Raw genomic sequence first — 23,995 nt, 5'->3', positions numbered from 1 at the left:
TCGATCCCTGCCTCTCGGGCGCCGTCCGAAACGCCGTGTCAAGTCCCGTTCGCGCGGTGTCCAAGCGCTTGCTCAGCATGGTTGGGGCTTCCGGTCCTGTCAACGCGTGACACGGCGCCCCCGTAGGCTCGGTCGGGTGCCGCAGATTCCGGAGAAGATCCAAGAACTCACCGTCGGGCAGCTGTCAGCGCGCAGCGGCGCGGCGACCTCGGCCCTGCACTTCTACGAGGCGAAGGGACTGATCAGCAGCCGCAGGACCAGTGGCAACCAGCGCCGCTACAGCAGGGACATGCTCCGCCGTGTCGCCTTCGTACGCGCGGCCCAGCGCGTGGGCATCCCGCTCGCCACCATCAGGGACGCTCTCGCGGAGCTTCCCGAGGGGCGCACCCCGAACCACGACGACTGGGCACGGCTCTCGCAGGCGTGGCGCTCGGAACTCGACGAGCGCATCAAACAGCTCGGCCGGCTGCGCGACCATCTGACCGACTGCATCGGCTGCGGCTGTCTCTCGCTGGAGACATGCGTCCTGTCCAACCCGGACGACCGGTTCGGTGACCGGATGTCCGGTTCCCGGCTCCTGGCGGAGCGCAAGCGCGCGCCCAAGTAGCCGTCGTGTCGTCCCCGCGTACGTCCCGCTCACGGGTCCGTACGTCCTGACGGATCGGCGCGCCCTGACCGATCCGTATGCCGTCCGCCGCCGAACGTGCGCCGTCCCCTCAGAACGTCCGCCGTCCGCCGTCCCCGGCCTGTCCCGCCACCGCGGCGGGTCAGGCCACCGAGGCGAGCTCCCGCTGCCGTACGCGCTTCGCCCGCTCCATGGCCTCGGACGTGAGAACGGGCCGCGGCACGACAATGCCACAGCCCCTGCACACCGGTCCCGACCAGGGAGCCTGCGAGAGATCAGGCCGCCAGACGATCCCCTTCTCCGCGCACACCGGGCACGCGCCGCCCGGTCCCGACTCCAGTCCGGCGATCAGCCGGCGGAGCACCTCCGCCAGCGGCTCCGTCGGGTGCACGGCCGGGTCGTCGCACCGCGCCACGCCGTTGCCGCCCCAGGTCCGGCGGTGCCAGTCGTCGAACGTGCCCGGTCTTCTCAGTCCGTCGTGCTTCTCACGCTTACGGCGCTGGGCGAACTGCGCCTCGTAGGCCAGCCAGACGGCCCGCGCCTCTTCCAGTTCGTCGAGCGCGGCCATCAGCCGCACCGGATCGGGAGCTCTGTCCTCCGGCTCGATGTCATGCCGTTCACAGAGGTGGTCCCAGGTGGCTCGATGCCCATAAGGGGCGAATCGTTCAAGGCACTTACGCAGTGAATACCGGCGTAGTGCCAGATCACTTCGCGGATCACGCACCTGTCTCGCGAGACTCCGGAATCCGGCCATCGCCTGCCACCTCCGTCGGTTGCTGCATCGGCGTCATCCAATAGACGTACGCGTGCCCGATCCGGCTCCATCGAAAATCCGATGGCAGTCATCAGTTGAGTTTTCACCCTGATGACTGCCGCCGGAGGCGGTCCGATTGACGGCGGAGGGCCGGTCGTTCGGCCCGCGCGGGTCCGCCCGGCGGTGGAGGTACCGGGCCCGTGCCGCCCGGAACGCGGCGAGTTCACGCGCCGGGCGGGGTGAACACGGACCCGATCCGTGCCTGCCCTTCCCTGCGACATACCGACTGGTTAGTCTGTCTCGGTCGAGCGGTGTCTACCGCGGTGAATCCGAGAGGCAGGTCCGATGAGTTCGGTGCGGGGCGCGCGAGTGGTGGTCACAGGAGCCGGCGGCGGTATCGGTGCCGCGCTCGCCGGCAGATTCGCCGCCGGGGGCGCCCGCGTCGTCGTCAACGATCTCGATGCCGTCAAAGCGCACGCTGTGGCCGAGAGCGTCGGCGGCATCGCCGTACCCGGCGAGGCCTCCGCCGTGGTCGAGCAGGCGCGCGACGCGCTCGGCGGCGCCGTCGACATCTACTGCGCCAACGCGGGCTACGGCACGGCCGGTGACCCGTTCGCCGACGAGGAGATCTGGGCGTCGGCCTGGGACGTCAACGTCATGGCTCATGTCCGCGCCTCCCGGATCCTGCTGCCCGACTGGCTGGAGCGCGGCGAGGGCCGGTTCGTCTCCACCGTCTCCGCCGCCGGACTGCTCACGATGATCGGCGCCGCGCCGTACAGCGTCACCAAGCACGGCGCCCTCGCCTACGCGGAATGGCTCTCGCTGACCTACAGCCACCGGGGGATCAAGGTCCACGCGATCTGTCCGCAGGGAGTCCGTACGGACATGCTGACCGCGGCCGGATCGGCGGGCGAACTCGTCCTGGCCCCCACGGCGATCGAGCCCGGGGACGTCGCGGACGCGCTGTTCGACGCGATGGACGAGGACCGGTTCCTGGTGCTCCCGCACGCCGAGGTGGCCGACTACTACCGGGCCCGCTCCGGCGACACCGACCGCTGGCTGGCCGGCATGAACCAGATTCAGCGGAAATGGGAAGGTACCGGCCGGTGAGGGAGGTCCTGACGGAGCCACCCGGGGCCACGAATGGGAAGATCCTCGGGCGGGAGCGGCGTTCACGCCACGAGAGGGCGGCGGACACCACGGCATCGGACACCGCTCAGGACTGAGAAAGGCAGGTGGCGACAGTGGCCAGAAAGACGGACGGGAACGGCATCCCCGTACCCCAGCGGCTGCTGGCCGCCGCCACCCGGCTCTTCGCCGAGCAGGGTTACGGCAGCACGTCGGTCCAGGAGATCGTGGAGGCGGCGGGCGTCACCAAGGGCGCGCTCTACCACTACTTCGGCTCCAAGGAGGACCTCCTCCAGGAGGTGTACGCGCGGGTGCTCCGCCTCCAGCAGGAGCGGCTGGACGCCTTCGCCGACGCCGACGAGCCCGTGGAGCGGCGGCTGCGCGCGGCGGCGGCGGACGTGGTCGTGACCACCATCGACAATCTGGACGACGCGGCGATCTTCTTCCGCTCGATGCACCATCTGAGCCCGGAGAAGAACAAGCAGGTACGGGCCGAGCGGCGGCGCTACCACGAGCGGTTCCGCGCGCTGGTCGAAGAGGGCCAGCGCAGCGGGGTGTTCACCTCCGCCACACCGGCCGACCTGGTGGTGGACTACCACTTCGGGTCCGTCCACCATCTCTCCACCTGGTACCGGCCGGACGGGCCGCTCACCCCGCAGCAGGTCGCCGACCACCTCGCCGACCTGCTGCTGCGCGCGCTGCGCCCCTAGGGTCACTCACAGGTACTTCTTCAACTCCCGGCGCGCCAGGGACCGTTGGTGCACCTCGTCGGGCCCGTCCGCCAGCCGCAGGGTCCGCGCGGCGGCCCAGAGCTCCGCCAGCGGGTAGTCCTGGCTCACCCCGCCGGCGCCGTGCAATTGCACGGCGCTGTCGATGATGTCGACCACCGCGCGCGGTGTCGCGATCTTGATCGCCTGGATCTCCGTGTGCGCGCCCCGGTTGCCCACCGTGTCCATCAGCCAGGCCGTCTTGAGTACCAGGAGCCGCAGCTGCTCGACCGTCACCCGCGCGTCGGCGATCCAGTTCCGCACCACACCCTGCTGCGCGATGGGCTTCCCGAAGGCCGTGCGGGACACGGCCCGCCGGCACATCAGCTCGATGGCGCGCTCGGCCATCCCGATCAGCCGCATGCAGTGGTGGATCCGGCCGGGGCCGAGCCGGGCTTGCGCGATGGCGAAGCCGCCGCCCTCCTCGCCGATCAGATTGGCCGCCGGGACACGGACGTTGTCGAACACGACCTCGGCGTGGCCGCCGTGGGAGTGGTCCTCGTAGCCGTACACGCTCATCGCGCGTACGACGGTGAGGCCGGGGGTGTCGCGGGGGACGAGGATCATCGACTGCTGGCGGCGGGCGTCGGCGCCGTCCGGGTCGGTCTTGCCCATCACTATGAAGATCCGGCAGTCCGGGTTCATGGCCCCGGAGATGTACCACTTGCGGCCGTTGATCACGTAGTCGTCGCCGTCGCGCTCGATCCTGGTCCGGATGTTCGTCGCGTCCGACGAGGCGACCTCCGGCTCGGTCATCGCGAACGCCGAGCGGATCTCACCGTCGAGCAGCGGCTCCAGCCAGCGCTTCTTCTGCTCGTCGCTGCCGAACTGGGCGAGCACCTCCATGTTCCCGGTGTCGGGCGCCGCGCAGTTGAGTGCCGTCGGGGCCAACTGCGGGCTGCGGCCGGTGATTTCGGCGAGTGGCGCGTACTGGAGGTTGGTCAGCCCGGCGCCGTGCTCGGCGTCGGGGAGAAAGAGATTCCACAGGCCCTGCCTCCGGGCCTCGGCCTTCAGCTCCGGCACGATCGCCGGGGTGTCCCAGGGGTCGGCGAGTCGGGTGCGTTGTTCGTGGGCGATCGCCTCGGCGGGGAGGATGTGCTCGTCCATGAACGCCAGCAGCCTGGCGCGGAGTTCCTCGGTGCGGGCGTCGAATGCGAAGTCCATGGACGGGTCAGCCTTCCTGAAGGGTGGTGAGGCCGTGCTCGATGAAGACGGGGACGAGATCCCCGATGCGCTCGAAACCGCCGCCGACCGTGCTGCCCAGCGTGTAGCGGTAGTGGATGCCTTCGAGGATCACGGCGAGCTTGAACCAGGCGAAGGCCGTGTACCAGGCGATGGCCGAGGTGTCGCGGCCGGAACCGGCGGCGTAGCGCTCGACCAGTTCGGCCGGGGCGGGGTGGCCCGCCGCGCCGGCGGTCGTACTGATCGGGGAGCCGGTGATCTCCAGCGGCGCGCTGTACATCACCAGCAGACCGAGGTCGGTCAGCGGATCGCCGAGGGTGGACATCTCCCAGTCCAGCACGGCCTTGATCCGGTCGTCGTCACCGAGCAGCACGTTGTCGAGCCGGTAGTCCCCGTGGACCACGGTGGGCGCGGGTGAGCCGGGCATCGAGCGGCCCAGCGCGGCGTGCAACTCGTCGATGCCGGGCAGGTCCCGGTTGCGTGAGGCGTCCAACTGCTTTGCCCAGCGGCGCAGTTGGCGGTCGAGGAAGCCCTCGGGCCGGCCGAAGTCGGCGAGCCCCACCGCGCCGGGGTCGACCGCGTGCAGCTCGACGAGGGTGTCGACGAGACCCAGGACCGCGGTGCGGGTGCGCTCGGGGCCGAGCGGGGCGAGCTGTTCGGCCGTACGGTACGGGGTCCCCGCCACGTACTCCATCAGGTAGAAGGGCGCCCCGAGCACGTCCGGGTCCTCGCACAGCAGCAGCGGCTCGGGCACCGGTACGGCCGTCGGGTGCAGTGCGCTGATCACCCGGAACTCGCGCTTCATGTCGTGCGCCGTGGCGAGGACATGGCCGAGCGGCGGCCTGCGGACCACCCACTCGTGGGCGCCGTCGGTGACCAGATACGTCAGATTCGACCGCCCGCCCTCGATCAGCCGGGCGCTCAGCGGTCCGCCCACCAGCCCCGGGCGCTCGCGGTCGAGCCGGCCGCGCAGCTGCTCCGGGTCGAGTCCTGGCGGGGGACTGGCGCTCATCGGTCGTACCTCCATGGGCGGGCGTGGGCGGTCGAATGCCTTAGCCGTTCATGATGCCGACCAGTCGGTATGCCGTCCAGTGCGCAGGGGAAACCGTCCATGTCCGTGACGGGATCGACGCGCCGGGCCCGTGGGCGAGCCCGGCGGTGCGCGCCGGGTCAGTGATCGTCCCAGTGCCCCTCGTGGGCGGCGTGCCGATGGCCGTCGTGGACATAGTCCTGGTGGTCGCCGTGCGCGACGGCGGGGTGGCCGCAGCCTTCGCCGTGCTGGTGGGAATGGCCCTCGTGGACGACATGGGCGGCGGGCTCGCACTCGTCCCAGTGCTCCGCGTGCCGCCGGTGCAGATGCCCGTCGTGCGCGTAGTCGACGTGGTCGCCGTGCCGCACCTCGGTGTGGCCGCAGGTCGGGCTGTGGGAGTGCTCGTGCGTGGGGTGTTCCTGATGAAGAGCGGTCATGGTGTGCACCTTTGTTGTGTTTCCTCATGATTTTCCAGGCCGGATCGGACGCTATCAGCCCCGCTCGTCATGACCGCCGGGTCCGGTTCGCGTCCCGAAAACCGGATCGCGACCGCGCCGCGTACGAGGGAGACCTCCCGCACCGGCTCGGGCGCCCGGCCCCGCTCCGGTACGCGGGCGCGCTGCCGCACGGGCAACCGCTGAGCGCCGTTCCCTCAGAGCACGGTCACACCGAACGCCGCCAGGCAGATCACACACACCACCGCCGCGATCCCCGCACCCGTCGGCAGCCGGTGTGGCTCCGGCGTGTCGAGGGCCGTCATCCGGCGGTGCGCCACCCAGAGGAACGCGAGCCAGACGAGCGCGCTCGCCACCGCCGCCGCGACACCCGCGGCCGTCACCTCGTCACGCAGGACCTGCCGGCCCGCGAGCACCGCCACGACCGTGTACGTCAGGGTCGTACGGCGCCAGGCCAGCCGGGTCCGCTCGGGCTGGAGGCCCGGGTCCCGGGGCGCCTCGGCCGCCGGACTCCCCATCAGCGGGTCCCGCCCGCCACCACCACGACCAGCATGATCACGGCGACGGCCGCCACCGACAGTCCCAGCAGCGTCGGGAACGCGGTCACCGGCAGATCCTCGCCCCGGCGCATCGCCCGCTCGCTGCGCACCCACTGACTGATGGACCGCAGCGCGCTGAGCGCACCGATGGCGAAGAGCACCACCGCCAGCCCCACCCGCACACCCCAGCGCAGGTCCGGCAGGAACTGGTCGACGGCGAATCCGCCGCCCACCAGGGCGAGCGAGGTACGGATCCAGGCGAGGAAGGTGCGTTCGTTGGCGAGCGAGAAGCGGTAGTCGGGGGTCGTACCCTCGTCCCTGATCCGCCGCGGCGCGAACCACAGCCGCAGACTCCGCACAAGTTCGTTCACTCGTCGCACTGTAAGGGCTGCTCCGTAATCCCCGGCGGGCGGACGACCCCACATCTGAAACAGACCCTAGAACCCGGCGCCTCTCAGCCGTTCGTACGCCGCCACACCGTCCGGCGTCCACAGCCACCCGCCGTCGCCGCGTTCCGCCAGCCGTCGGTCCAGCTCGTCCTCGGTGAGGAACCCGTGCCAGTCGATCTCCTCTTCCTGCGGGGAGACCGGCAGCACGCACCGGACCTCGTAGACGCGAGACCACCAGCTCAGGGGGCCGTCCTCGGCCTCGTACAGGAACGAGAACAGCGGCCGGGGCCGCGGCAGGCCCGTGACCCCCAGCTCCTCCTCCGCCTCGCGCAGCGCCGCGTCGTCGTACGTCTCGCCCGCGCCGACCACGCCGCCCACGAACATGTCGTGGCGGGAGGGGAAGAGCAGCTTGGTCGCGGTTCTGCGATGGACGAAGACACGGTCATCGGCGTCCCGCGCGAGGACGAAGACGCAGCGGTGCCGCAGTCCTCGCGCGTACGCCTCGCCGCGCGGGGCCTGTCCGACGACGTGGTCGTCCTCGTCCACGATGTCGATGATCTCGTCAGCGGGGCTCATGCGGGACAGCCTGGCATGCACGGCCGGTTGACTCGTTACCGGCCCGTACGGAAGATCGGACCACCTCAGTCGCCCCGAGAAGGTGGGAACCCATGGCGTACGACGCTGACGTGATCGTGATCGGCGCGGGACTGGCCGGGCTGGTCGCCACCGCCGAACTCGTCGACGCCGGACGCTCGGTCATCCTGCTCGACCAGGAGCCCGAGGGTTCCATCGGCGGACAGGCGCACTGGTCCTTCGGCGGGATGTTCCTCGTGGACTCTCCCGAACAGCGGCGGCTGCGCGTCAAGGACAGCAGGGACCTGGCGCTCCAGGACTGGCTCGGCACGGCCGGCTTCGACCGCGACGAGGACCACTGGCCGCGCAGGTGGGCCGAGGCGTACGTGGACTTCGCCGCGGGTGAGAAGCGGTCCTGGCTGCGTGAGCGGGGCATACGCTTCTTCCCGGTCGTCGGCTGGGCCGAACGCGGCGGCTACGGCGCGAGCGGGCACGGCAACTCCGTGCCGCGCTTCCACATCACCTGGGGGACCGGTCCCGGCGTCGTCGAACCGTTCGAGCGGCGGGTCCGCGAGGGCGTCGCCAAGGGACTGGTGACATTCCGCTTCCGGCACCGGGTCACCGGACTCGGCGCGAGCGCCGGCGCCGTCGACACGGTGACCGGTGAGGTACTGGAGCCGAGCGACGCCGAACGCGGCACGGCCAGCGGCCGCGGCACGGTCGGTACGTTCGAACTCAGGGCGCAGGCCGTGATCGTGACCTCCGGCGGTATCGGCGGCAACCACGACCTTGTACGCGCCCAGTGGCCCGAACGCCTCGGCACCCCGCCCGGGAAGATGCTCTCCGGCGTGCCCGCCCATGTCGACGGCCTGATGCTCGGCATCACCGAGCGGGCCGGCGCCCACCACATCAACCGCGACCGGATGTGGCACTACACGGAGGGCATAGAGAACTGGAACCCGATCTGGGCCAGGCACGGCATCCGGATCCTGCCCGGCCCCTCGTCGCTCTGGCTCGACGCGCGCGGCAGACGGCTGCCGGTGCCGCTGTTCCCCGGCTTCGACACGCTCGGAACGCTGGACCACATCATGCACACCGGCCACGACTACACCTGGTTCGTCCTCAACCAGCGCATCGTCGGCAAGGAGTTCGCCCTCTCGGGCTCCGAGCAGAATCCCGACCTGACCGGGAAGTCCGTCCGCGACGTGATCAACCGGGCGCGCCAGGACGTGCCGGGACCGGTCAAGGCCTTCATGGACAACGGAGCGGACTTCATCGTCGAGAAGGATCTCGCCTCGCTCGTCCGGGGGATGAACGCGCTCACCGAGAAGCCGCTGATCGACGAGGCCGGGCTGCGCCGGGAGATCGTCGCCCGCGACCGGGAGGTCGCGAACCCGTTCACCAAGGACCTCCAGCTGACGGCCGTCCGAGGGGCGCGCGGCTATCTGGGCGACAAACTGATCCGTACGGTGGCGCCGCACCGCATCCTCGACCCCAAGGCCGGCCCGCTGATCGCCGTACGGCTGCACATCCTGACCCGCAAGTCACTCGGCGGGCTGGAGACGGACCTGTCGTCACGAGTGCTGCGGCAGGACGGCACACCGCTGGCCGGGGTGTACGCGGCGGGGGAGGCGGCCGGCTTCGGCGGGGGCGGGATGCACGGCTACCGCTCGCTCGAAGGGACGTTCCTCGGCGGCTGTGTCTTCTCCGGGCGCGCGGCCGGACGGGCGGCGGCGGAGGCCGTCGCCTGAGCGCGCCGGGCCTCGATCGCCGGGCAGGTCCTACCGGCGCTCCACGACCCGGAAACGTTCCGCCACCACCAGCGTCCCGTCGTGCACGGTGAACGAGGGGTCGCCCAGCGCCTCCCGCATCTCGTCGCTGTGCCAGAACGCCTCGTGGCCCGCGCGCCAGGCCTCCACCGAGTCGTACCCCTCGCCCTCGTCGAGCGCGTGCTGGAGATCGACCTGCCCCAGCGGCATCACCCGTACGTCCGTCAGCTCCAGCACGGCGATCTCGCGGCCGTCCGAGTCGATCAGCGCCGAGCGCTCGCCGACGGGCGGCAGTTCCTCCTTCTCCACCTCGTACTCGGCCAGCAGGCCCGTCGTCGAGACCTTCTCCCCGGACAGGACAGCGGCGACCAGCTGATCGCGCAGCGGCCCGGGGAAGGCCAGCAGAAAGGGCGGGAGGGATTCGGGGTGTTCCTGGGGCGTCTCCATGGCGTCAGTCTGCCGGACCTGACGAAACCATGACGGAATGCCGGGGCCCCTGGCTTCCGCGCCTCCGTGGTGTTCGAATCAATGGGTGACCACTCCAGACAACGACCGGGAGGGCACGCCCGTCGGGCGGCGCCTGGTGCTCTCCATGCTCGGCCTCGGCGCGGCGGGCGTCGTCACGGCGCCCTATCTCCAGCGGGGGCTCGAAGCCTTCCTGGGCTCGGTGGCCGACAGCGATCCGACGGGGCTGACCGGGCTGCTGCCCAACGGGGGCGGGTTCCGTTACTACTCGGTGGCCACCTCCGTACCCCGCAAGGACCGTGAGAACTACCGGCTCACCGTCGACGGGCTGGTCGACCGGCCCACCACGTACACGCTCGACGCCCTGCGGCAGCTCCCGCAGACCCGCATGGTCCGTGACGTCCAGTGCGTCACCGGGTGGCGCGTGCCGGAGACACCGTTCGAAGGCGTACGGCTGTCGCGGATCCTCGACGCCGCGGGGGTGCGGCCGGACGCCAAGGCGGTCCGCTTCACCTGCTTCGACGGTACGTACAGCGAGAGCCTGACCATGGAGCAGGCCAGGCGGCCCGACGTACTGGTGGCGCTGAGGATGCGGGACAAACCGGTCGAGCACGCGCACGGCGGTCCGGTACGGCTCTATGTGGCACCCATGTACTTCTACAAATCGGCGAAATGGCTCTCCGGGATCTCCGTCACCTCCGACGTCCGCCCCGGCTACTGGGAGGAGCGCGGCTATGACGTCGACGCCTGGGTCGGGCGGTCCAACGGCCGCACCGACACCCCGACGGTCTGACCGTCCGGACGTCCCGCGGCCCCGTCTGCGCCGGCGGTTCAGCCGCGCCGAGCGGCTGGTCCACCGGGCGACCGGCGTCCTGATGCTGGTGTGCGTGGTGACCGCGGCCTGCCTGTACGTGCCGCAGCTCGCCGAACTCGTCGGCCGCCGCTATCTGGTGGTCACCCTGCACGAGTGGTCGGGCCTGCTGCTGCCGGCGCCGTTCCTCGTGGGGCTCGCGTCCCCGTCCTTCCGCGCCGATCTGCGCCGGCTCAACCGCTTCGCGCCGCACGACAAGGAGTGGCTGCGGGCGGTGCGACGGCGCGGCTTCCGGCCGGAGTCGCGCCCGGCGGGCAAGTTCAACGCCGGGCAGAAGGTGTACGGCGGCTGGATCGCCGGAGCGGTCCTGGTCATGCTCGCGACGGGCCTGATGATGTGGTTCACCTGGCTGACGCCGCTGGTGTGGCGGACAAGCGCCACCTTCGTCCACGACTGGCTGTCGCTGGCCGTGGGGCTCGTGCTCGTCGGGCACATCGGGATGGCGTTCGCCGACCCGGAGGCGCGGCGCGGTATGCGGACCGGGTCGGTGGAACGGCCCTGGGCGGAGCGGGAGCACCCTCTGTGGAAGGAGGAGGAGTGACCCGCCCCGGCCCTCGCAGGGCAACGGGCACCCAACTCGCCTGCCTCGCAAGGTCGTTGAAAACAAGCTCAGTGCTGAGGCGCCCGGTGCCCGCCGAGCCTCTTTGTCAGTAGAGCTGATTGTCGGCCGATTCCACCGGTTGGGCCGGGTAGGCGTGGGCGCCGGCCGTCCTTGACCGGCTCACTCCTGACCCCTCAGACGATCAGCGAGAGCAGCATCACGAAGCCGAGACCGACGACGGAGATGATCGTCTCCATCACCGACCAGGTCTTGATCGTCTGGCCGACGTCCATCCCGAAGTACTCCTTCACCAGCCAGAATCCCGCGTCGTTGACATGGCTGAAGAAGAGCGAACCGGCGCCGATCGCCAGCACCAGCAGCGCGGCGTGGGACGTGGACATGTCGGCGGCGAGCGGCGCCGCGAGACCGGCGGCGGAGATCGTCGCGACGGTCGCCGAGCCGGTCGCCAGCCTGATCGCGACCGCGATCAGCCAGCCCAGCAGCAGCGCCGGGATCGACCAGTCCTCGGAGAAGTCCAGGATCATCTGGCCCACGCCCGCGTCGATCAGGGTCTGCTTGAAACCGCCGCCCGCGGCGACGATCAGCAGCACACCCGCGATGGGCCCGAAGGACTTCTCGATGGTCGAGGCGATCCGGTCCCTGGTGAATCCGGCGGCGCGCCCCAGCGTGAAGATGCCGACGAGCACGGCGGCGAGCAGCGCGATCAGCGGGGAGCCGATGACGTCGGCGACCTTCTGGACCTGGTTCTCGGGATCGTCCACGACGATGTCGACCAGTGCCTTGACCAGCATCAGGACGACCGGGAGCAGGACCGTCGCGACGGTGGCGCCGAAGCTCGGACGCCTGTCGCTCTCCTCCGACGGACGCTTCTCCAGCGTCTGGAGCATCCGCTCGGGCGGCTGGATGTCCACCCAGCGCGCGGCGTAGCGGGAGAACAGCGGACCGGCGATGATCACCGTCGGGACGGAGACGACCAGGCCCAGCGCCAGCGTCACGCCGAGGTCGGCGCCGATGGCGTCGATCGCCACGAGCGGGCCGGGGTGCGGCGGTATCAGTCCGTGCATGACGGAGAGGCCGGCCAGCGCCGGGATGCCGATCCGCATCAGGGAGAAGCCGCCGCGCTTGGCGACCAGCAGCACGACCGGGATCAGCAGCACGATGCCGACCTCGAAGAAGAGCGGCAGCCCGATCACCGAGGCGATGAGGACCATCGCCCAGGGCATGGCACGGCCGCTCGCCCGGCTGAGGATCGTGTCGACTATCTGGTCGGCGCCGCCCGAGTCCGCGAGCAGCTTGCCGAGTATCGCCCCGAGTGCGATCAGCACACCGACACCCGCGACGGTCGAGCCGAGACCGGCGGAGAAGCTGGTGATCGTGTCGCCGAGGGAGGCACCGGCGAAGGCGCCGAGTGCCAGGGTGCCGATGGTCAGGGCGAGGAAGGCGTGCAGTTTGAACTGGGTGATGAGCAGGACGATGACGGCAATACCGGCGAGAACGGCGATGCCCAGCTGCGTGTTGCCGGCCGAGGTGATCGGTTCTACGGCGTCCGCTGCCAGCGTCTCGACGCTGAGACTGGTCACGGGGGGATCCTTAGTATCGGGGAGTTGACTGGCTTGTCTGTCAGGTGAGTTCGGGCTCGTAGGGCCCGTGGGGACGGTCGAGTCCGGCCAGCGCGGCGACGCCCCGTCCGGTGATCTCCTCGGGGGTGCCGGCCACGTCGACCGTGACGCCCGCCTCGTCGTCGCCCAGTGGCTGCAACGTGGCGAACTGCGAATCCAGCAGGGCGGTGGGCATGAAGTGCCCCTTGCGGTCCGCCATCCGCCGTTCGATCAGGGCGCGTTCACCGGTGAGGTGCAGGAAGAGGACGTCGGGCGCCGCGGCCCGCAGCCGGTCGCGGTAGGCGCGCTTGAGCGCCGAACTGCTGACCACACCGCCGAGACCGGCCCGGCCGTGCGCCCAGCGCCCGATCGCGTCGAGCCAGGGCCGGCGGTCGTCGTCGTCCAGCGGGGTGCCCGCGGACATCTTGGCGATGTTCTCGGGTGGGTGGAAGTCGTCGCCCTCGGCGTACGGGACGCCCAGGGCGGCGGCCAGCAGGGGACCGACGGTCGTTTTGCCGGTACCTGCCACGCCCATCACCACGACGACGTGGGGGGTGTTCATCTGATGCCTCGCTGTCCTCGCATGCTCCGCTGCCTCCGCGATACTGAAACGCATATGTACGACGTATTCAAGATGTCGTCACTCACTTGTCATATTTTTTCTTCGCCCTGCCCGCCCCGTAGGCTTCCGTCATGACCACAGAAGGCCGGGGCCTGCATACCCATGTGCTCGACACCCTCGGTCTCGCCATCACGGGGGGCGAGTACCCCGAAGGCGGCGTCGTGCGCACCGACGAGGTCGCGCGGCGCTTCGATGTCTCGCGCACCGTCGTACGGGAAGTGGTCCGCGTCCTCGAATCGATGCACCTCGTCCAGTCCCGCCGGCGCGTCGGGGTGACGGTGCGGCCCGCCGCCGAATGGAACGTCTACGACCCGCGGGTCATCCGCTGGCGCCTCGCCGGCAACGACCGGCCGCGCCAGCTGCGTTCACTGACCGTGCTGCGCTCCGCGGTCGAGCCGGTCGCCGCCGGTCTCGCCGCCACCAACGCCACCCCCGAGCAGTGCGCCGCCCTCACCGAGCAGGCCCTCGGAATGGTCGCCACCTCGCGCGGACACCAACTCGAGGGCTATCTGCGGCACGACGTCGCCTTCCACCGGGTGGTCCTCGACGCGTCGGGCAACGAGATGTTCGCCCGGCTCGGGGACGTGGTCGCGGAGGTGCTCACCGGCCGTACGCGGCACGAGGTGATGTTCCACGACCCGGACCCGGCGGCCGTGACCCTCCATGTACAGGTCGCGGAAGCCGTACGGGAGCGGGACGCCGCCCGTGCCGAGGAGCTGACCCGGCAGATCGCCGTCGGCGCCCTCCAGGAACTCGACGTGCTGGCACCCTGACCGGGGCGCACCCGGGTGGCGCGATGACAGACTTGCCCCTTCAGGCTCGATGGAGAGGCAGGTCCTGACATGTCGCAGCAGGTGCAAGGCGTCGTGGCGCCCGGCAAGAACGAGCCGGTGCGGATCGAGACGATAGTGATCCCCGATCCCGGCCCCGGCGAGGCTGTGGTGAAGATCCAGGCGTGCGGCGTCTGCCACACCGATCTGCACTACAAACAGGGCGGGATCAACGACGACTACCCCTTCCTGCTCGGCCACGAGGCGTCGGGCGTGGTGGAGTCGGTGGGCGACGGCGTCACCGACGTCGCTCCCGGAGATTTCGTCATTCTCAACTGGCGCGCCGTCTGCGGCAGTTGTCGGGCGTGCCTGCGGGGCAGGCCCTGGTACTGCTTCAACACCCACAACGCCGAGCGGAAGATGACGCTGCTCGCCGGAGGCACGGAGCTCTCCCCGGCGCTCGGCATCGGCGCCTTCGCGGAGAAGACCCTGGTCGCCGCCGGACAGTGCACCAAGGTCGACCCGGCCGTCGCACCGGCCGTGGCCGGTCTGCTCGGCTGCGGTGTCATGGCCGGCATCGGTGCGGCGATCAACACCGGCGACGTCGGCCGGGGAGACTCCGTCGCCGTCATAGGCTGCGGCGGTGTCGGCGACGCGGCGATAGTCGGTTCGCGTCTCGCGGGGGCGGCGCGGATCATCGCCGTCGACATAGACGACCGCAAACTCGCCACGGCGAAGACGATGGGCGCCACCCACACCGTCAACTCCCGCACCACCGACCCCGTCGAGGCGATCCGCGAGCTGACCGGCGGTTTCGGGGCGGACGTCGTCATCGAGGCGGTCGGCCGCCCGGAGACGTACGAGCAGGCTTTCTACGCACGCGACTTGGCCGGTACGGTCGTCCTGGTCGGGGTCCCGACCCCGGAGATGCGGCTCGAACTGCCGCTGCTGGACGTCTTCGGGCGCGGCGGCTCCCTCAAGTCGTCCTGGTACGGCGACTGTCTGCCGTCCCGCGACTTCCCGATGCTGATCGATCTGCACCAGCAGGGCCGTATCGACCTGGGCGCGTTCGTCACCGAGACCATCGGACTCGGCGACGTCGAGAAGGCCTTCGCGCGTATGCACGAGGGCGACGTCCTGCGCTCGGTCGTGGTCTTCTGATGGCCGCCACCGACTCGGCCGCCGGCTCCGCCGCGTCCGGGGCCCGCGTCGACCACCTCGTCACCTCCGGCACGTTCTCGCTGGACGGCGGCACCTGGGACGTCGACAACAACGTCTGGATCGTCGGCGACGACACCGAGGCGATCGTCATCGACGCGGCCCACGACGCCACGGCCATCGAGACCGCCCTCGGCGGCCGGACGCTGCGCGCCATCGTCTGCACCCACGCCCACAACGACCACATCGACGCGGCCCCGGCGCTCGCCGCCGCCACCGGCGCCCCGGTCCTGCTGCACCCGGACGACCTGCCGCTGTGGAAGCAGACCCACCCGGACCGGCTCCCGGACGGCGAACTGGCCGACGGCCAGGGCCTGTCCGTCGCCGGCATCACCCTCACGGTGCTGCACACGCCCGGCCACGCGCCGGGCGCGGTCTGTCTGTACGCCCCCGAGCTGTCCACGGTCTTCACCGGCGACACGCTCTTCCAGGGTGGACCCGGCGCCACCGGCCGGTCCTTCTCGCACTTCCCGACGATCATCGAGTCGATCCGCGAACGGCTGCTGACGCTGCCACCCGGGACGGTGGTGCGTACCGGACACGGCGACTCGACCACGGTCGGCGACGAGGCGCCGCATCTGGACGAGTGGATCCGCGCCGGCGGCTGAACCCGCCGTGCGGGGCCGTGTCGTCGCCTCAGGCGACGCGGTCCCGCAGCGCGTCGGCGGTGGACCACCGCGCGATGTGGTGCCTGACCGTGCCGACCACGGCGGCGGGCTGGTCGTTGAGGTAGAAGTGACCGCCGGGGAAGACGTGCAGCTGGAAGTCCGCCTCCGTGTGGTCGGCCCACGCCCGCGCGTCCATGACCGGCACCTGAGGGTCGGAGTCGCCGATCAGCGCCACGACGGGATACGGCACCGTCGCCCCCGGCTCGCTCCGGTACGACATCACGGCCGCGTAGTCGTTGCGCAGGGCCGGCATGATCATGCGTACGACATCGTCGTCGCCGAGGACCTCCGAGTCCGTCCCGCTCATCCGGCGGACGTCGTCGAGGATGTTCTCGTCGGTGAAGAGCTGACGCGTCGTGATGCACCGGCAGCGCGGCGCGCACCGACCGGAGACGATCAGCCCGAGCACCTCCACGTCGGTGTCACGCAGCCGCCGCGCGACCTCGAACGCCACGGAAGCGCCCATGCTGTGACCGAAGAGGGTGATCGGCCGGTCCGCCCACTCCAGGAGCTCACGGGCCACCGCGTCCGCCAGCTTCGGAATGCTGGGTATGCCCTTCTCGTCGCGACGGTCCTGGCGGCCCGGATACTGGACGGCCAGCACATCGGTCTCGGGGGAGAGCGCCTTGGTCACCGGAAGGAAGAACGGCGCGGACCCTCCCGCGTGCGGGAGGCACACCAACTGGGTGCGCGCTTCCGGTGCCGGTCGAAAGCGTCGAATCCACGGCTTCGTTTCGCTGGGCGCGAGAGTCATGATGTTTTCGTCGCCTCATTCTGGGGGCACACGTCGACTGAGAATTGCATCGCAAACGTGCCAGCGAGCCCTCCCGCGGGCAACCCCTATTCTGCTCGCCCCCGGCCCCCACCAGGGAGTTCGGGGCAGATCTTAGGGGTGGCCCGACAGGGTCGTGGAATGCGAAAAGCCGACCGGGAAAAGGATCCCGATCGGCATTACGTCAACGATGGTGTCCGAGGGGGGACTTGAACCCCCACGCCCGATAAAGGGCACTAGCACCTCAAGCTAGCGCGTCTGCCATTCCGCCACCCGGACAAGGTGTCCGCCGGACGGCCGAAGGCCGTTCCGACGTGGAAAACCATAGCAAACATCGGGCACTGCCCGATCCACGCCCGGTGGGAGGATGGGACGACCACCGGCAACGACAGCGGGAGTGAGCAGCGTGAGCGAGTCGAACACGGGCGGGACGGTCTCGGGCGAGGACGAGGTAGTCGACCTCTGCCGCGATCTGATCCGGATCGACACCAGCAACTACGGGGACCACTCGGGCCCCGGCGAGCGGGCGGCAGCGGAGTACGTGGCGGAGAAGCTGGCGGAGGTGGGGCTCGAACCGGAGATCTTCGAGTCCCACAAGGGCCGTGCCTCCACCGTCGCCAGGATCGCCGGCGAGGACCCCTCCAGGCCCGCCCTGCTCATCCACGGCCACACCGATGTCGTCCCCGCCAACGCGGCCGACTGGACGCACGACCCGTTCGCCGGCGAGATCGCCGAAGGCTGCCTCTGGGGGCGCGGCGCGGTCGACATGAAGGACATGGACGCCATGACCCTCGCCGTGGTGCGGGACAGGCTCCGCAGCGGGCGCAAGCCCCCGCGCGACATCGTCCTCGCCTTCCTGGCCGACGAGGAGGCGGGCGGTACGTACGGAGCGCGGTATCTGGTCGACAACCACCCCGACCTCTTCGAGGGCGTCACCGAGGCGATCAGCGAGGTCGGCGGCTTCTCCTTCACCGTCAACGAGAACCTGCGGCTCTATCTGGTCGAGACGGCCCAGAAGGGCATGCACTGGATGCGGCTCACCGTGGAGGGCACGGCCGGGCACGGCTCGATGACCAACAACGACAACGCCATCACCGAACTCTGCGAGGCGGTGGCCCGGCTCGGCCGGCACGAATGGCCGGTGCGGATGACCAAGACCGTGCGGTCCTTCCTGGACGAGCTGTCCGACGCGCTCGGCGTCCCGCTCGACCCGGAGGACATGGAGGGCACGCTCGCCACGCTCGGCGGCATCGCGAAGATGATCGGCGCCACCCTGCGTAACTCCGCCGCCCCCACCATGCTCGGCGCGGGCTACAAGGTGAACGTCATCCCCGGCCAGGCGACCGCCCATGTCGACGGGCGCTTCCTGCCCGGCTACGAGGAGGAGTTCCTCGCCGACATCGACCGGATCATCGGCCCGCGCGTGAAGCGCGAGGACGTGCACGGCGACAAGGCCCTGGAGACCAGCTTCGACGGCAGGCTCGTGGACGCCATGCAGACCGCGCTCGTCGCGGAGGACCCGATCGCGCGGGCCGTCCCGTACATGCTGTCGGGCGGTACGGACGCCAAGTCCTTCGACGACCTCGGTATCCGGGGCTTCGGCTTCGCGCCGCTCAAGCTCCCGCCGGAGCTGGACTTCGCCGGGATGTTCCACGGCGTGGACGAGCGGGTGCCGCTGGACGGACTGCGCTTCGGTGTAAGGGTGTTGGACCGCTTCATCGACGCCAGCTGACCGGTATTCGCCAGCGCGTGCGCACTTGACTGAAAAGAGTGAAAGCGACCATAGGCTCGTAGCCCCGTCCACTCCTCCTCGTTACAGATGTGCGGTCCGAGGTTGGGACCGCATTTGCCAACAAGGAGGAATAATGATCAAGAAGGTCGTCGCCGCTGCGGCTGCCACCGGTGGTCTCGTGCTCGCGGGCGCGGGTATGGCCGTCGCCGACTCCGGTGCCCAGGGTGCCGCCGTGGGTTCCCCCGGTGTGCTCTCGGGCAACGTCATCCAGGCGCCCATCCACATTCCGGTGAATGTGTGCGGCAACACGGTCTCCGTGATCGGGCTGCTGAATCCCGCCTTCGGCAACACCTGCGTCAACGCGTGACGTTGTACCTCGAACCCGTAAGGGTCTGAGCCCAGCGGCCCCGGAGTGCGCACCCCGCACTCCGGGGCCGTCGTGTTTCAAACCCCAGGCGCGCTGTGCCGGGGGTATCCGGAAGGCAGAAGGCAGGAACAAGCTATGAGACAGGTCACGCGCAAAGGCCTGATCACCGTGGCGGCGGCCGGCGGCGTGTTCGCCATCGGCGGCGGCTACGCGCAAGCGGACGCGGGTGCCGAAGGAAGCGCGGCGAAGTCCCCGGGCGTGCTGTCCGGGAACAGCGTCCAGGTCCCGGTGCACGTCCCGGTCAACGCCTGCGGCAACACCGTCAACGTCGTCGGAGTGCTGAACCCCGCCATGGGCAACGCCTGCGTGAACGCGTCGGGCGGCGGTCGCGGCCCGGGCGGCGGCTCGCACGCCTCCGAGGGCGGCACCGGCGGGAACGGCGGCTCGCACGCAGGTTCCGGAGGCGGCGGCTCGCACGCCGAGGGCGGAACCGCCAACTCACCCGGTGTCGGCTCCGGCAACCTCATCCAGGTCCCGGTGCACGTCCCGGTCAACGTCTGCGGCAACAGCGTCGACATCGTCGGAGCACTGAACCCCGCAAGCGGCAACGAGTGCGTGAACGCGGACACCCCCGCCCCGCCGGCCGAGGAGACGCCCGAGACCCCGGGCAACCCCGAGCCCCCGACGGACCGCACCGTCCCGCCGTCCCCGAACCACCCGGAGGCGAAGACCGTCGCCCCGTCCACCGAGGTGCTCGCGCAGACCGGCGGCGACGGGCTCGGACTGATCGTTCCGGCCGGTGCCGTCCTGCTTCTCGCGGGCACGATCATCTACCGGCGCGCCCGCGCCGCCGCGTAGGACGGCGCGCGAGTACGCCACGTGTTCAACCCGGTACGGCACGGGGCGGGCCTCCCACACCACGGGGATCCGCCCCGTCACCGTCTACCAGGTGGCGCGTACCTGACGGATGATGCGTCTGCGCAGCCGCACTCTGCGACTGCCGTCCCGGTGCAGGCTCAGTCGGTCCATTTCCCAGTGTCCGTACTCGGCGTGGTCGGTCAGCAGGCGGGTCGCGTCGCTGCGGGACACCCCGCGCGGCACGTACACGTCGACAAATTCGTATTCCGGCATCGCATCTATTGTGCGGGCAGAGCCCCGGTACGGATAGCGTCTGCTCTATGTCTGATGCTGCGCAGCCCACGGCTGCCGAGGTACGTGCCGCCGCCGAGGCGGTCAAGGTCGCGCTGGACCGTCACCTCGCGGCGGTCGAACGCCGCACGGGTGAGGACGACCCGGCGGTTTCCGAGGCGTTCAACGCCCTTGCCACCGCGGCGGAGGCGTACGACGAGCGGCTCTACGACCTCTACGACGAGGTCACCCCGTTCGAGATCCCCGGCACGGACGACTCCCTGCCGCCGTACGCGGGGCCGGAGGAGCCGAACGCGCTCAGCGTGCTGATCCGCCGCGACTACGCGGTGGCGGAGCCACGGAGACTGCTCGCTCAGGCACAGCGCATCGCCGATGTCGACGGGGACGCCGAGACCGTGGCGGTCGTGGGCGCCAGTGTGCACGCCGCCGTGGGCGTGCTCTTCGGCGAGTACGAGCCGGACGAGATCGCGTCCCGGCACAAGGAGTTCGGCCTGGAGGAGGGCGACTCGACACTCTGGGTGTCGGCCGCCGACGACCTTCCGGAGCCCGGCGAATGGCTCGGCGCCCCCTTCGAACAGGCCGATCCGCAGCAGGTCGTCTGCCGCTTCGACGTCAGCTCGGTCTTCGACGACGAGGATTTCGACAGCGCCGGGATCCGGGGCCGGGACCCCCTCGGTGACCTGGAGGAACAGGACGCCTGACCCCGCTGTCCGACACGGCCGACGGCCCGCCCGCGAATCTCGTGTGCGGGCCGTCGGCCGTTCGGGCCACCCCAGGGGGCACCGGGTCACACCGCGGGCGTCAGCAGGCCCTCCAGGAGCGTCCGCAGCCGGGTGGTCCGCTCGGCGGCCGGTACCTCCGCCACCGCGTGCGCGAGCACCTGGTCGACGCCGTGGACCACGGACAGATGACGCTCGCCCCGGCCGAAGGCCGTGTAGACCCAGGGCCGGCTCAGGCCCTGCGCCGCGTCGCCGGGCAGGACCACGACGGCGGCCGGCCACCGCATCCCCGCCGCCTGGTGCGCGGTGAGCGCCCAGCCGTGCCGTACGACCGACTCGACCAGTTCCTTGGGCACCACGACGGGCACCCCGTCGCAGTCCAGCCGCAGTCCCTCCGCGTCCGCCGACACGACCGCGCCCGTCAGGGTCCGGCCCGGTGCGGGCACATAGGCGACCCGGTCGTCCGGGTCGAAGCCGCCGAACCGGCCGGGGCCGGGATTCAGCCGCTCCTTGAGCGCCACGTTCAGCGCGCGCGTCCCCACCGCGCCGCCGTGCCCGACCGTGATCACCTGCGTCTGCCCGGACGGCACCCCGATGGCGCGCGGCACCGAGTCGGCGACGAGCTGAACCGTACGGTGCACGGCCTCGCCCGCGTCGCGCACGGGCACGATCACGACCTCCTTGCCGGGCGCCTCGACCTGGTTCAGCTCGCCGATGCCGATGCCGGAGACCAGCTCGCCGAGCGGCCCGGGGTCGGGCGTGCGTGAGGCGATCTGCGGGCAGACCCTGGCTGCCAGCAGATCCGCGAAGACCCGGCCCGCGCCCGCAGACCAGAGCACCCCGGGGTCGCCGCCGAGGACCAGCCGCGCGCCGTCGGGCAGGGACTCCACCAGCGTCGTCGCGGTCTCCACGTCCAGTTGGGGCGCGTCCAGGACGACGAGGACGTCCAGGTCGAGCGCGCCGTCCGCGTCCCGTCCCGGCCCCTCCGCGCCGGACAGCAGCCCCGCGACGGTCACGGCGCCGGCGCCGAGGCGGCGCCGGCCGTTCTCGCTGTGCGCGGCGACGACCGGCCGCAGACCGAGCGCCCGCACGGCCTCGGCGAGGGCCACCGGCTCGGCGCGCGCGGCCTCGCCGCCGGTGTGCACCACCAGACCGTGCCCGGCGACCGCGCGGATCAGTTCACCCGCCGAGGGGGAGGGCGCCTGCGCCGCGGCCTCGTCCCAGGACGCCTCCTGGGTGGTCTTCACCAGCCGGGCCAAACCGTCGGCGAGGCTCTCCTCGGCGAGCGCGTACCGGTCGAGACCGAGCAGCACGGGCGCGGCCGGACCATCGGCGGCGCCCTCCGCACCCTCGCCGTCAGCCGTCCCGTCCTCGGCGTCCTCGCCGATGTCATCGGCGCCGTCCTGGAACACCAGCACGGCGCCCTCCGCGATCGCGTGCCGCAGGGCCTCGTCGGGGTCCGGCACGGACCGCTCGGCGAGCGCGGCCCGCACCGCCGGGAACGCGAGCGCCGTGTGCCCCTGGAGGGCGGCGCGCTCCAGCAGCCAGCCGACGAGGGCGGCGGACCGCCGCTCATCACCGGGACCGCAGCCGTCGCCGAGCAGCGCACGGGCGAAACCGTCGGCCTGTTCGGGCCGGACACCGGGGACGGACAGCAGCAGCCACGGGTCGGCGCGCAGCGCGTCACCGGCCCGCTCCCCGAGCACCGCGGTGACCTGCGGTGCCAGCGCCGCCGGCGCACCGCCATCGGCGAGCACGGCCCCTACGGCCGCCACGACCCCCGGAGCGGTCGTGGGGGCCGCCGGCGCGGCCCGGGCGGGCTCGGGAGCCCGAGGCCGGTTCTGAGCCGGTACGGCGGCGTCCACGGCGGCAGGTACGGCGCGCGCGGCGGCGGGCGCCACCGGAGCGGCCGGAGCCGCCTGACCGCTCTCCATGGCCCGTACGGCGGCGAGCAGATCCGCCGCCTGCCCGCTCAGCTTGGCGCCCGCCGGGACGGGGCCCTCCTTCTCGGCCTTGCGCTGTGCGATCCGGGCGCGCAGCTCACGCTGCGCGGCGATCTCGGCCTGGGCCTCCGACAACTGCGCGGCCTCGGCCTCGGCTGACTTCGCCTCGTCCTCGGCCCCCTCCCCGCCCGCGCCCTCGGCCCCGCCGCCGTCCGCGCCGCCGTCCGCGCCGGCGACCGGCTCGGCCGCGGACTCCTCCGCGACTGCGGTGTCGCGGTCCTCGGCGGGTGATCCGGGGGGTGCCCCCGGGGAAGGCACAGTCACAGGGTGCTCCAGTCCTGATCGGGATAGCGGTGCACGGGCGCCGACACATCGTCGAGCGCCCGGCAGATCTCGTCGGGAAGCCTAAGGCTCTCCACTGACAGCGCGGCCGTGAGCTGGTGCGCGTTGCGCGCCCCGATGATCGGGGCCACCACGCCGGGCCGGTCCCTGACCCACGCGAGGGCCACCTCCAGCGCTGTCGTCGCCAGTCCTTCCGCCGCGGTCACCACCGCGTCGACGATGCGGCTCGCGGGCTCGTCGAGATACGGCTCGACGAACGGCGCCAACTGCTCCGAGGCGCCACGGGAGTCGGCCGGCGTGGAGTGCCGGTACTTGCCCGTCAGCACGCCCCGGCCGAGCGGCGACGAGGGCAGCAGCCCGACGCCCAGATCGACGGCGGCCGGCAACACCTCGCGCTCCACGCCCCGTTGGAGCAGGGAGTACTCCATCTGCGTGCTGGCCAGCCGGGTCCGTACGCCGGGGGAGGCCAGCTGCCAGGTGGCCGCCTTGGCGAGCTGCCAGCCCGAGAAGTTGGACACCCCCGCGTATCTGGCCCGGCCGCTGCTCACTGCTATGTCGAGCGCCTGGAGCGTCTCCTCCAGGGGTGTCCCGGTGTCGAAGGCGTGGACCTGCCAAAGATCGACATGGTCCGTGCCCAGCCGCTCCAGCGAGGCGTCCAGGGCGGCGAGCAGATGCCCGCGCGAGCCGTCGAAGCGCCGGTACGGATCGGGCACACTGCCCGCCTTGGTGGCGATCACCAGATCCCGGCGCGGCACCAGTCTCTCCACGAGCTGTCCGAGCAGATATTCCGCCTCCCCGCCCCCGTACACGTCGGCGGTGTCGACGAGAGTGCCGCCCGCCTCCCAGAAAGCCTTCAACTGGTCGGCGGCGTCGTGCTCGTCGGTGTCCCGCCCCCAGGTCAGCGTGCCGAGCCCGATCCGGGACACTCGCAGGCCGGTACGGCCGAGATGCCTCTGCTCCATGACCGCTGAGATTACTGGCCGAGG

At 71.1% G+C, this 23,995-nt stretch carries 27 protein-coding genes and 1 tRNA gene; 13 read left to right on the top strand and 15 right to left on the bottom strand.

Translation table 11 applies throughout. The features are described 5' to 3' along the window. The first annotated feature begins 136 nt into the window (after window positions 1–136). A complete protein-coding gene (soxR, locus tag IEY79_RS28280; RefSeq protein ID WP_189110459.1) occupies window positions 137–607 on the top strand; it encodes a redox-sensitive transcriptional activator SoxR in 471 nt (156 codons plus the stop codon). Between the two features lie 160 nt (window positions 608–767). Here the strand turns inward: soxR and IEY79_RS28275 are convergent, their stop codons facing one another. Further along, window positions 768–1,379 carry a hypothetical protein gene (locus tag IEY79_RS28275; RefSeq protein ID WP_189110458.1) on the bottom strand — a complete coding sequence of 204 codons (612 nt, stop codon included), beginning with the start codon at window positions 1,377–1,379 and terminating at the stop codon, window positions 768–770. Window positions 1,380–1,724: 345 nt separating this feature from the next. Between IEY79_RS28275 and IEY79_RS28270 the strand changes: the two genes are divergently transcribed. Together IEY79_RS28270 and IEY79_RS28265 are read left to right on the top strand one after the other, a co-directional pair. Next, the gene (locus tag IEY79_RS28270) at window positions 1,725–2,489 is read left to right on the top strand and encodes an SDR family oxidoreductase (protein ID WP_189110457.1); all 765 of its coding nucleotides are present in this window, start codon (window positions 1,725–1,727) and stop codon (window positions 2,487–2,489) included. 134 nt (window positions 2,490–2,623) lie between these two features. Next, window positions 2,624–3,217 (top strand): TetR/AcrR family transcriptional regulator, encoded by a 594-nt coding sequence (locus IEY79_RS28265; protein WP_189110456.1) that lies wholly within the window; start codon window positions 2,624–2,626, stop codon window positions 3,215–3,217. 6 nt (window positions 3,218–3,223) lie between these two features. Here the strand turns inward: IEY79_RS28265 and IEY79_RS28260 are convergent, their stop codons facing one another. From IEY79_RS28260 to IEY79_RS28235, 6 genes are all read right to left on the bottom strand, one after another. Continuing rightward, a complete protein-coding gene (locus tag IEY79_RS28260; protein WP_189110455.1) occupies window positions 3,224–4,438 on the bottom strand; it encodes an acyl-CoA dehydrogenase family protein in 1,215 nt (404 codons plus the stop codon). Between the two features lie 7 nt (window positions 4,439–4,445). Then, window positions 4,446–5,468, bottom strand: a complete 1,023-nt coding sequence (locus IEY79_RS28255) for a phosphotransferase family protein (RefSeq protein ID WP_189110454.1) — start codon at window positions 5,466–5,468, stop codon at window positions 4,446–4,448. A 158-nt stretch (window positions 5,469–5,626) separates the two neighbouring features. Further along, window positions 5,627–5,923: a hypothetical protein gene (locus tag IEY79_RS28250; RefSeq protein WP_189110453.1), complete on the bottom strand. Its 297-nt coding sequence runs from the start codon at window positions 5,921–5,923 to the stop codon at window positions 5,627–5,629. Between the two features lie 215 nt (window positions 5,924–6,138). Next, on the bottom strand, window positions 6,139–6,459 hold the full coding sequence (locus tag IEY79_RS28245; RefSeq protein ID WP_189110452.1) for a DUF202 domain-containing protein: 321 nt from the start codon (window positions 6,457–6,459) through the stop codon (window positions 6,139–6,141). Beyond that, complete coding sequence (locus IEY79_RS28240) at window positions 6,459–6,851, bottom strand: YidH family protein (protein ID WP_189110451.1); 393 nt, start codon at window positions 6,849–6,851, stop codon at window positions 6,459–6,461. The genes IEY79_RS28245 and IEY79_RS28240 overlap by 1 nt, the downstream gene beginning before the upstream one ends. Before the next feature lie 66 nt (window positions 6,852–6,917). After that, entirely contained in the window at window positions 6,918–7,445 is a 528-nt protein-coding gene (locus tag IEY79_RS28235; RefSeq protein WP_189110450.1) for an NUDIX hydrolase, read from the bottom strand. A 92-nt stretch (window positions 7,446–7,537) separates the two neighbouring features. Between IEY79_RS28235 and IEY79_RS28230 the strand changes: the two genes are divergently transcribed. Continuing rightward, window positions 7,538–9,193, top strand: coding sequence for an FAD-binding dehydrogenase (locus IEY79_RS28230; protein ID WP_189110449.1), 1,656 nt, complete (start codon window positions 7,538–7,540; stop codon window positions 9,191–9,193). A 30-nt stretch (window positions 9,194–9,223) separates the two neighbouring features. Here IEY79_RS28230 and IEY79_RS28225 read toward each other — a convergent pair whose 3' ends face one another. Continuing rightward, complete coding sequence (locus tag IEY79_RS28225; protein ID WP_189110448.1) at window positions 9,224–9,658, bottom strand: ASCH domain-containing protein; 435 nt, start codon at window positions 9,656–9,658, stop codon at window positions 9,224–9,226. 145 nt (window positions 9,659–9,803) lie between these two features. Between IEY79_RS28225 and IEY79_RS28220 the strand changes: the two genes are divergently transcribed. Together IEY79_RS28220 and IEY79_RS28215 are read left to right on the top strand one after the other, a co-directional pair. Beyond that, window positions 9,804–10,469 carry a molybdopterin-dependent oxidoreductase gene (locus IEY79_RS28220; RefSeq protein WP_229701194.1) on the top strand — a complete coding sequence of 222 codons (666 nt, stop codon included), beginning with the start codon at window positions 9,804–9,806 and terminating at the stop codon, window positions 10,467–10,469. Beyond that, the gene (locus tag IEY79_RS28215) at window positions 10,411–11,088 is read left to right on the top strand and encodes a cytochrome b/b6 domain-containing protein (protein ID WP_189110446.1); all 678 of its coding nucleotides are present in this window, start codon (window positions 10,411–10,413) and stop codon (window positions 11,086–11,088) included. The genes IEY79_RS28220 and IEY79_RS28215 overlap by 59 nt, the downstream gene beginning before the upstream one ends. A gap of 194 nt (window positions 11,089–11,282) precedes the next feature. Here the strand turns inward: IEY79_RS28215 and IEY79_RS28210 are convergent, their stop codons facing one another. Together IEY79_RS28210 and IEY79_RS28205 are read right to left on the bottom strand one after the other, a co-directional pair. Then, a complete protein-coding gene (locus tag IEY79_RS28210; protein ID WP_189110445.1) occupies window positions 11,283–12,689 on the bottom strand; it encodes a GntP family permease in 1,407 nt (468 codons plus the stop codon). A 40-nt stretch (window positions 12,690–12,729) separates the two neighbouring features. Then, window positions 12,730–13,269, bottom strand: coding sequence for a gluconokinase (locus IEY79_RS28205; RefSeq protein WP_189110444.1), 540 nt, complete (start codon window positions 13,267–13,269; stop codon window positions 12,730–12,732). 131 nt (window positions 13,270–13,400) lie between these two features. On the opposite strand from IEY79_RS28205, the gene IEY79_RS28200 reads away from it, so the two are divergent. The 3 genes from IEY79_RS28200 (at window position 13,401) to IEY79_RS28190 (ending at window position 15,925) form a co-directional block, all read left to right on the top strand. Continuing rightward, the gene (locus IEY79_RS28200; protein ID WP_189110443.1) at window positions 13,401–14,102 is read left to right on the top strand and encodes a FadR/GntR family transcriptional regulator; all 702 of its coding nucleotides are present in this window, start codon (window positions 13,401–13,403) and stop codon (window positions 14,100–14,102) included. Between the two features lie 69 nt (window positions 14,103–14,171). Continuing rightward, window positions 14,172–15,260: an S-(hydroxymethyl)mycothiol dehydrogenase gene (locus IEY79_RS28195; RefSeq protein ID WP_189110442.1), complete on the top strand. Its 1,089-nt coding sequence runs from the start codon at window positions 14,172–14,174 to the stop codon at window positions 15,258–15,260. Beyond that, the gene (locus IEY79_RS28190; protein ID WP_189110441.1) at window positions 15,260–15,925 is read left to right on the top strand and encodes an MBL fold metallo-hydrolase; all 666 of its coding nucleotides are present in this window, start codon (window positions 15,260–15,262) and stop codon (window positions 15,923–15,925) included. The genes IEY79_RS28195 and IEY79_RS28190 overlap by 1 nt, the downstream gene beginning before the upstream one ends. A 28-nt stretch (window positions 15,926–15,953) precedes the next feature. On the opposite strand, the gene IEY79_RS28185 is transcribed toward IEY79_RS28190, so the two are convergent. Together IEY79_RS28185 and IEY79_RS28180 are read right to left on the bottom strand one after the other, a co-directional pair. Next, on the bottom strand, window positions 15,954–16,739 hold the full coding sequence (locus tag IEY79_RS28185; RefSeq protein ID WP_189110440.1) for a thioesterase II family protein: 786 nt from the start codon (window positions 16,737–16,739) through the stop codon (window positions 15,954–15,956). A 209-nt stretch (window positions 16,740–16,948) separates the two neighbouring features. After that, window positions 16,949–17,036: transfer RNA gene (locus IEY79_RS28180), tRNA-Leu, on the bottom strand. An 88-nt stretch (window positions 17,037–17,124) separates the two neighbouring features. On the opposite strand from IEY79_RS28180, the gene IEY79_RS28175 reads away from it, so the two are divergent. From IEY79_RS28175 to IEY79_RS38235, 3 genes are all read left to right on the top strand, one after another. Continuing rightward, window positions 17,125–18,489: a M20/M25/M40 family metallo-hydrolase gene (locus tag IEY79_RS28175; protein WP_373292638.1), complete on the top strand. Its 1,365-nt coding sequence runs from the start codon at window positions 17,125–17,127 to the stop codon at window positions 18,487–18,489. Window positions 18,490–18,622: 133 nt separating this feature from the next. Beyond that, a complete protein-coding gene (gene chpH / locus IEY79_RS28170; RefSeq protein ID WP_189110438.1) occupies window positions 18,623–18,856 on the top strand; it encodes a chaplin ChpH in 234 nt (77 codons plus the stop codon). Between the two features lie 135 nt (window positions 18,857–18,991). Next, a complete protein-coding gene (locus IEY79_RS38235) occupies window positions 18,992–19,714 on the top strand; it encodes a chaplin (RefSeq protein WP_189110437.1) in 723 nt (240 codons plus the stop codon). A gap of 84 nt (window positions 19,715–19,798) precedes the next feature. Here the strand turns inward: IEY79_RS38235 and IEY79_RS28160 are convergent, their stop codons facing one another. Further along, window positions 19,799–19,987 carry a DUF5703 family protein gene (locus IEY79_RS28160; protein WP_023542774.1) on the bottom strand — a complete coding sequence of 63 codons (189 nt, stop codon included), beginning with the start codon at window positions 19,985–19,987 and terminating at the stop codon, window positions 19,799–19,801. Window positions 19,988–20,034: 47 nt separating this feature from the next. On the opposite strand from IEY79_RS28160, the gene IEY79_RS28155 reads away from it, so the two are divergent. After that, window positions 20,035–20,706, top strand: coding sequence for a hypothetical protein (locus tag IEY79_RS28155; RefSeq protein ID WP_189110436.1), 672 nt, complete (start codon window positions 20,035–20,037; stop codon window positions 20,704–20,706). Between the two features lie 86 nt (window positions 20,707–20,792). Here the strand turns inward: IEY79_RS28155 and IEY79_RS28150 are convergent, their stop codons facing one another. Both IEY79_RS28150 and IEY79_RS28145 read right to left on the bottom strand, forming a co-directional pair. Continuing rightward, window positions 20,793–22,991, bottom strand: a complete 2,199-nt coding sequence (locus tag IEY79_RS28150; RefSeq protein ID WP_229701189.1) for a helix-hairpin-helix domain-containing protein — start codon at window positions 22,989–22,991, stop codon at window positions 20,793–20,795. After that, on the bottom strand, window positions 22,988–23,971 hold the full coding sequence (locus IEY79_RS28145; RefSeq protein WP_189110435.1) for an aldo/keto reductase: 984 nt from the start codon (window positions 23,969–23,971) through the stop codon (window positions 22,988–22,990). Before IEY79_RS28145 ends, IEY79_RS28150 begins: the two co-directional genes overlap by 4 nt. Window positions 23,972–23,995: the final 24 nt, after the last annotated feature.

This window comes from Streptomyces camponoticapitis (assembly GCF_014646115.1).
GTDB classification, from domain to species: Bacteria; Actinomycetota; Actinomycetes; order Streptomycetales; family Streptomycetaceae; genus Streptomyces; species Streptomyces camponoticapitis.
The sequence above is the reverse complement of the archived record's forward strand: the minus strand, read 5'-3'. Positions and strand labels throughout refer to the sequence as shown.

Coding starts and splice junctions, on each gene's coding strand:
- IEY79_RS28225 (WP_189110448.1), bottom strand. CDS start 9,658: ATGGAGACGCCCCAGGAACACCCCGAATCCCTCCCGCCCTTTCTGCTG.
- IEY79_RS28260 (WP_189110455.1), bottom strand. CDS start 4,438: ATGGACTTCGCATTCGACGCCCGCACCGAGGAACTCCGCGCCAGGCTG.
- IEY79_RS28215 (WP_189110446.1), top strand. CDS start 10,411: ATGACGTCGACGCCTGGGTCGGGCGGTCCAACGGCCGCACCGACACCC.
- IEY79_RS28175 (WP_373292638.1), top strand. CDS start 17,125: ATGGGACGACCACCGGCAACGACAGCGGGAGTGAGCAGCGTGAGCGAG.
- IEY79_RS28230 (WP_189110449.1), top strand. CDS start 7,538: ATGGCGTACGACGCTGACGTGATCGTGATCGGCGCGGGACTGGCCGGG.
- IEY79_RS28205 (WP_189110444.1), bottom strand. CDS start 13,269: ATGAACACCCCCCACGTCGTCGTGGTGATGGGCGTGGCAGGTACCGGC.
- IEY79_RS28160 (WP_023542774.1), bottom strand. CDS start 19,987: ATGCCGGAATACGAATTTGTCGACGTGTACGTGCCGCGCGGGGTGTCC.
- chpH (WP_189110438.1), top strand. CDS start 18,623: ATGATCAAGAAGGTCGTCGCCGCTGCGGCTGCCACCGGTGGTCTCGTG.
- IEY79_RS38235 (WP_189110437.1), top strand. CDS start 18,992: ATGAGACAGGTCACGCGCAAAGGCCTGATCACCGTGGCGGCGGCCGGC.
- IEY79_RS28190 (WP_189110441.1), top strand. CDS start 15,260: ATGGCCGCCACCGACTCGGCCGCCGGCTCCGCCGCGTCCGGGGCCCGC.
- IEY79_RS28195 (WP_189110442.1), top strand. CDS start 14,172: ATGTCGCAGCAGGTGCAAGGCGTCGTGGCGCCCGGCAAGAACGAGCCG.
- IEY79_RS28235 (WP_189110450.1), bottom strand. CDS start 7,445: ATGAGCCCCGCTGACGAGATCATCGACATCGTGGACGAGGACGACCAC.
- IEY79_RS28200 (WP_189110443.1), top strand. CDS start 13,401: ATGACCACAGAAGGCCGGGGCCTGCATACCCATGTGCTCGACACCCTC.
- IEY79_RS28220 (WP_229701194.1), top strand. CDS start 9,804: ATGCTCGGCCTCGGCGCGGCGGGCGTCGTCACGGCGCCCTATCTCCAG.
- IEY79_RS28185 (WP_189110440.1), bottom strand. CDS start 16,739: ATGACTCTCGCGCCCAGCGAAACGAAGCCGTGGATTCGACGCTTTCGA.
- IEY79_RS28255 (WP_189110454.1), bottom strand. CDS start 5,468: ATGAGCGCCAGTCCCCCGCCAGGACTCGACCCGGAGCAGCTGCGCGGC.
- IEY79_RS28275 (WP_189110458.1), bottom strand. CDS start 1,379: ATGGCCGGATTCCGGAGTCTCGCGAGACAGGTGCGTGATCCGCGAAGT.
- IEY79_RS28155 (WP_189110436.1), top strand. CDS start 20,035: ATGTCTGATGCTGCGCAGCCCACGGCTGCCGAGGTACGTGCCGCCGCC.
- IEY79_RS28145 (WP_189110435.1), bottom strand. CDS start 23,971: ATGGAGCAGAGGCATCTCGGCCGTACCGGCCTGCGAGTGTCCCGGATC.
- IEY79_RS28245 (WP_189110452.1), bottom strand. CDS start 6,459: ATGGGGAGTCCGGCGGCCGAGGCGCCCCGGGACCCGGGCCTCCAGCCC.
- IEY79_RS28250 (WP_189110453.1), bottom strand. CDS start 5,923: ATGACCGCTCTTCATCAGGAACACCCCACGCACGAGCACTCCCACAGC.
- IEY79_RS28270 (WP_189110457.1), top strand. CDS start 1,725: ATGAGTTCGGTGCGGGGCGCGCGAGTGGTGGTCACAGGAGCCGGCGGC.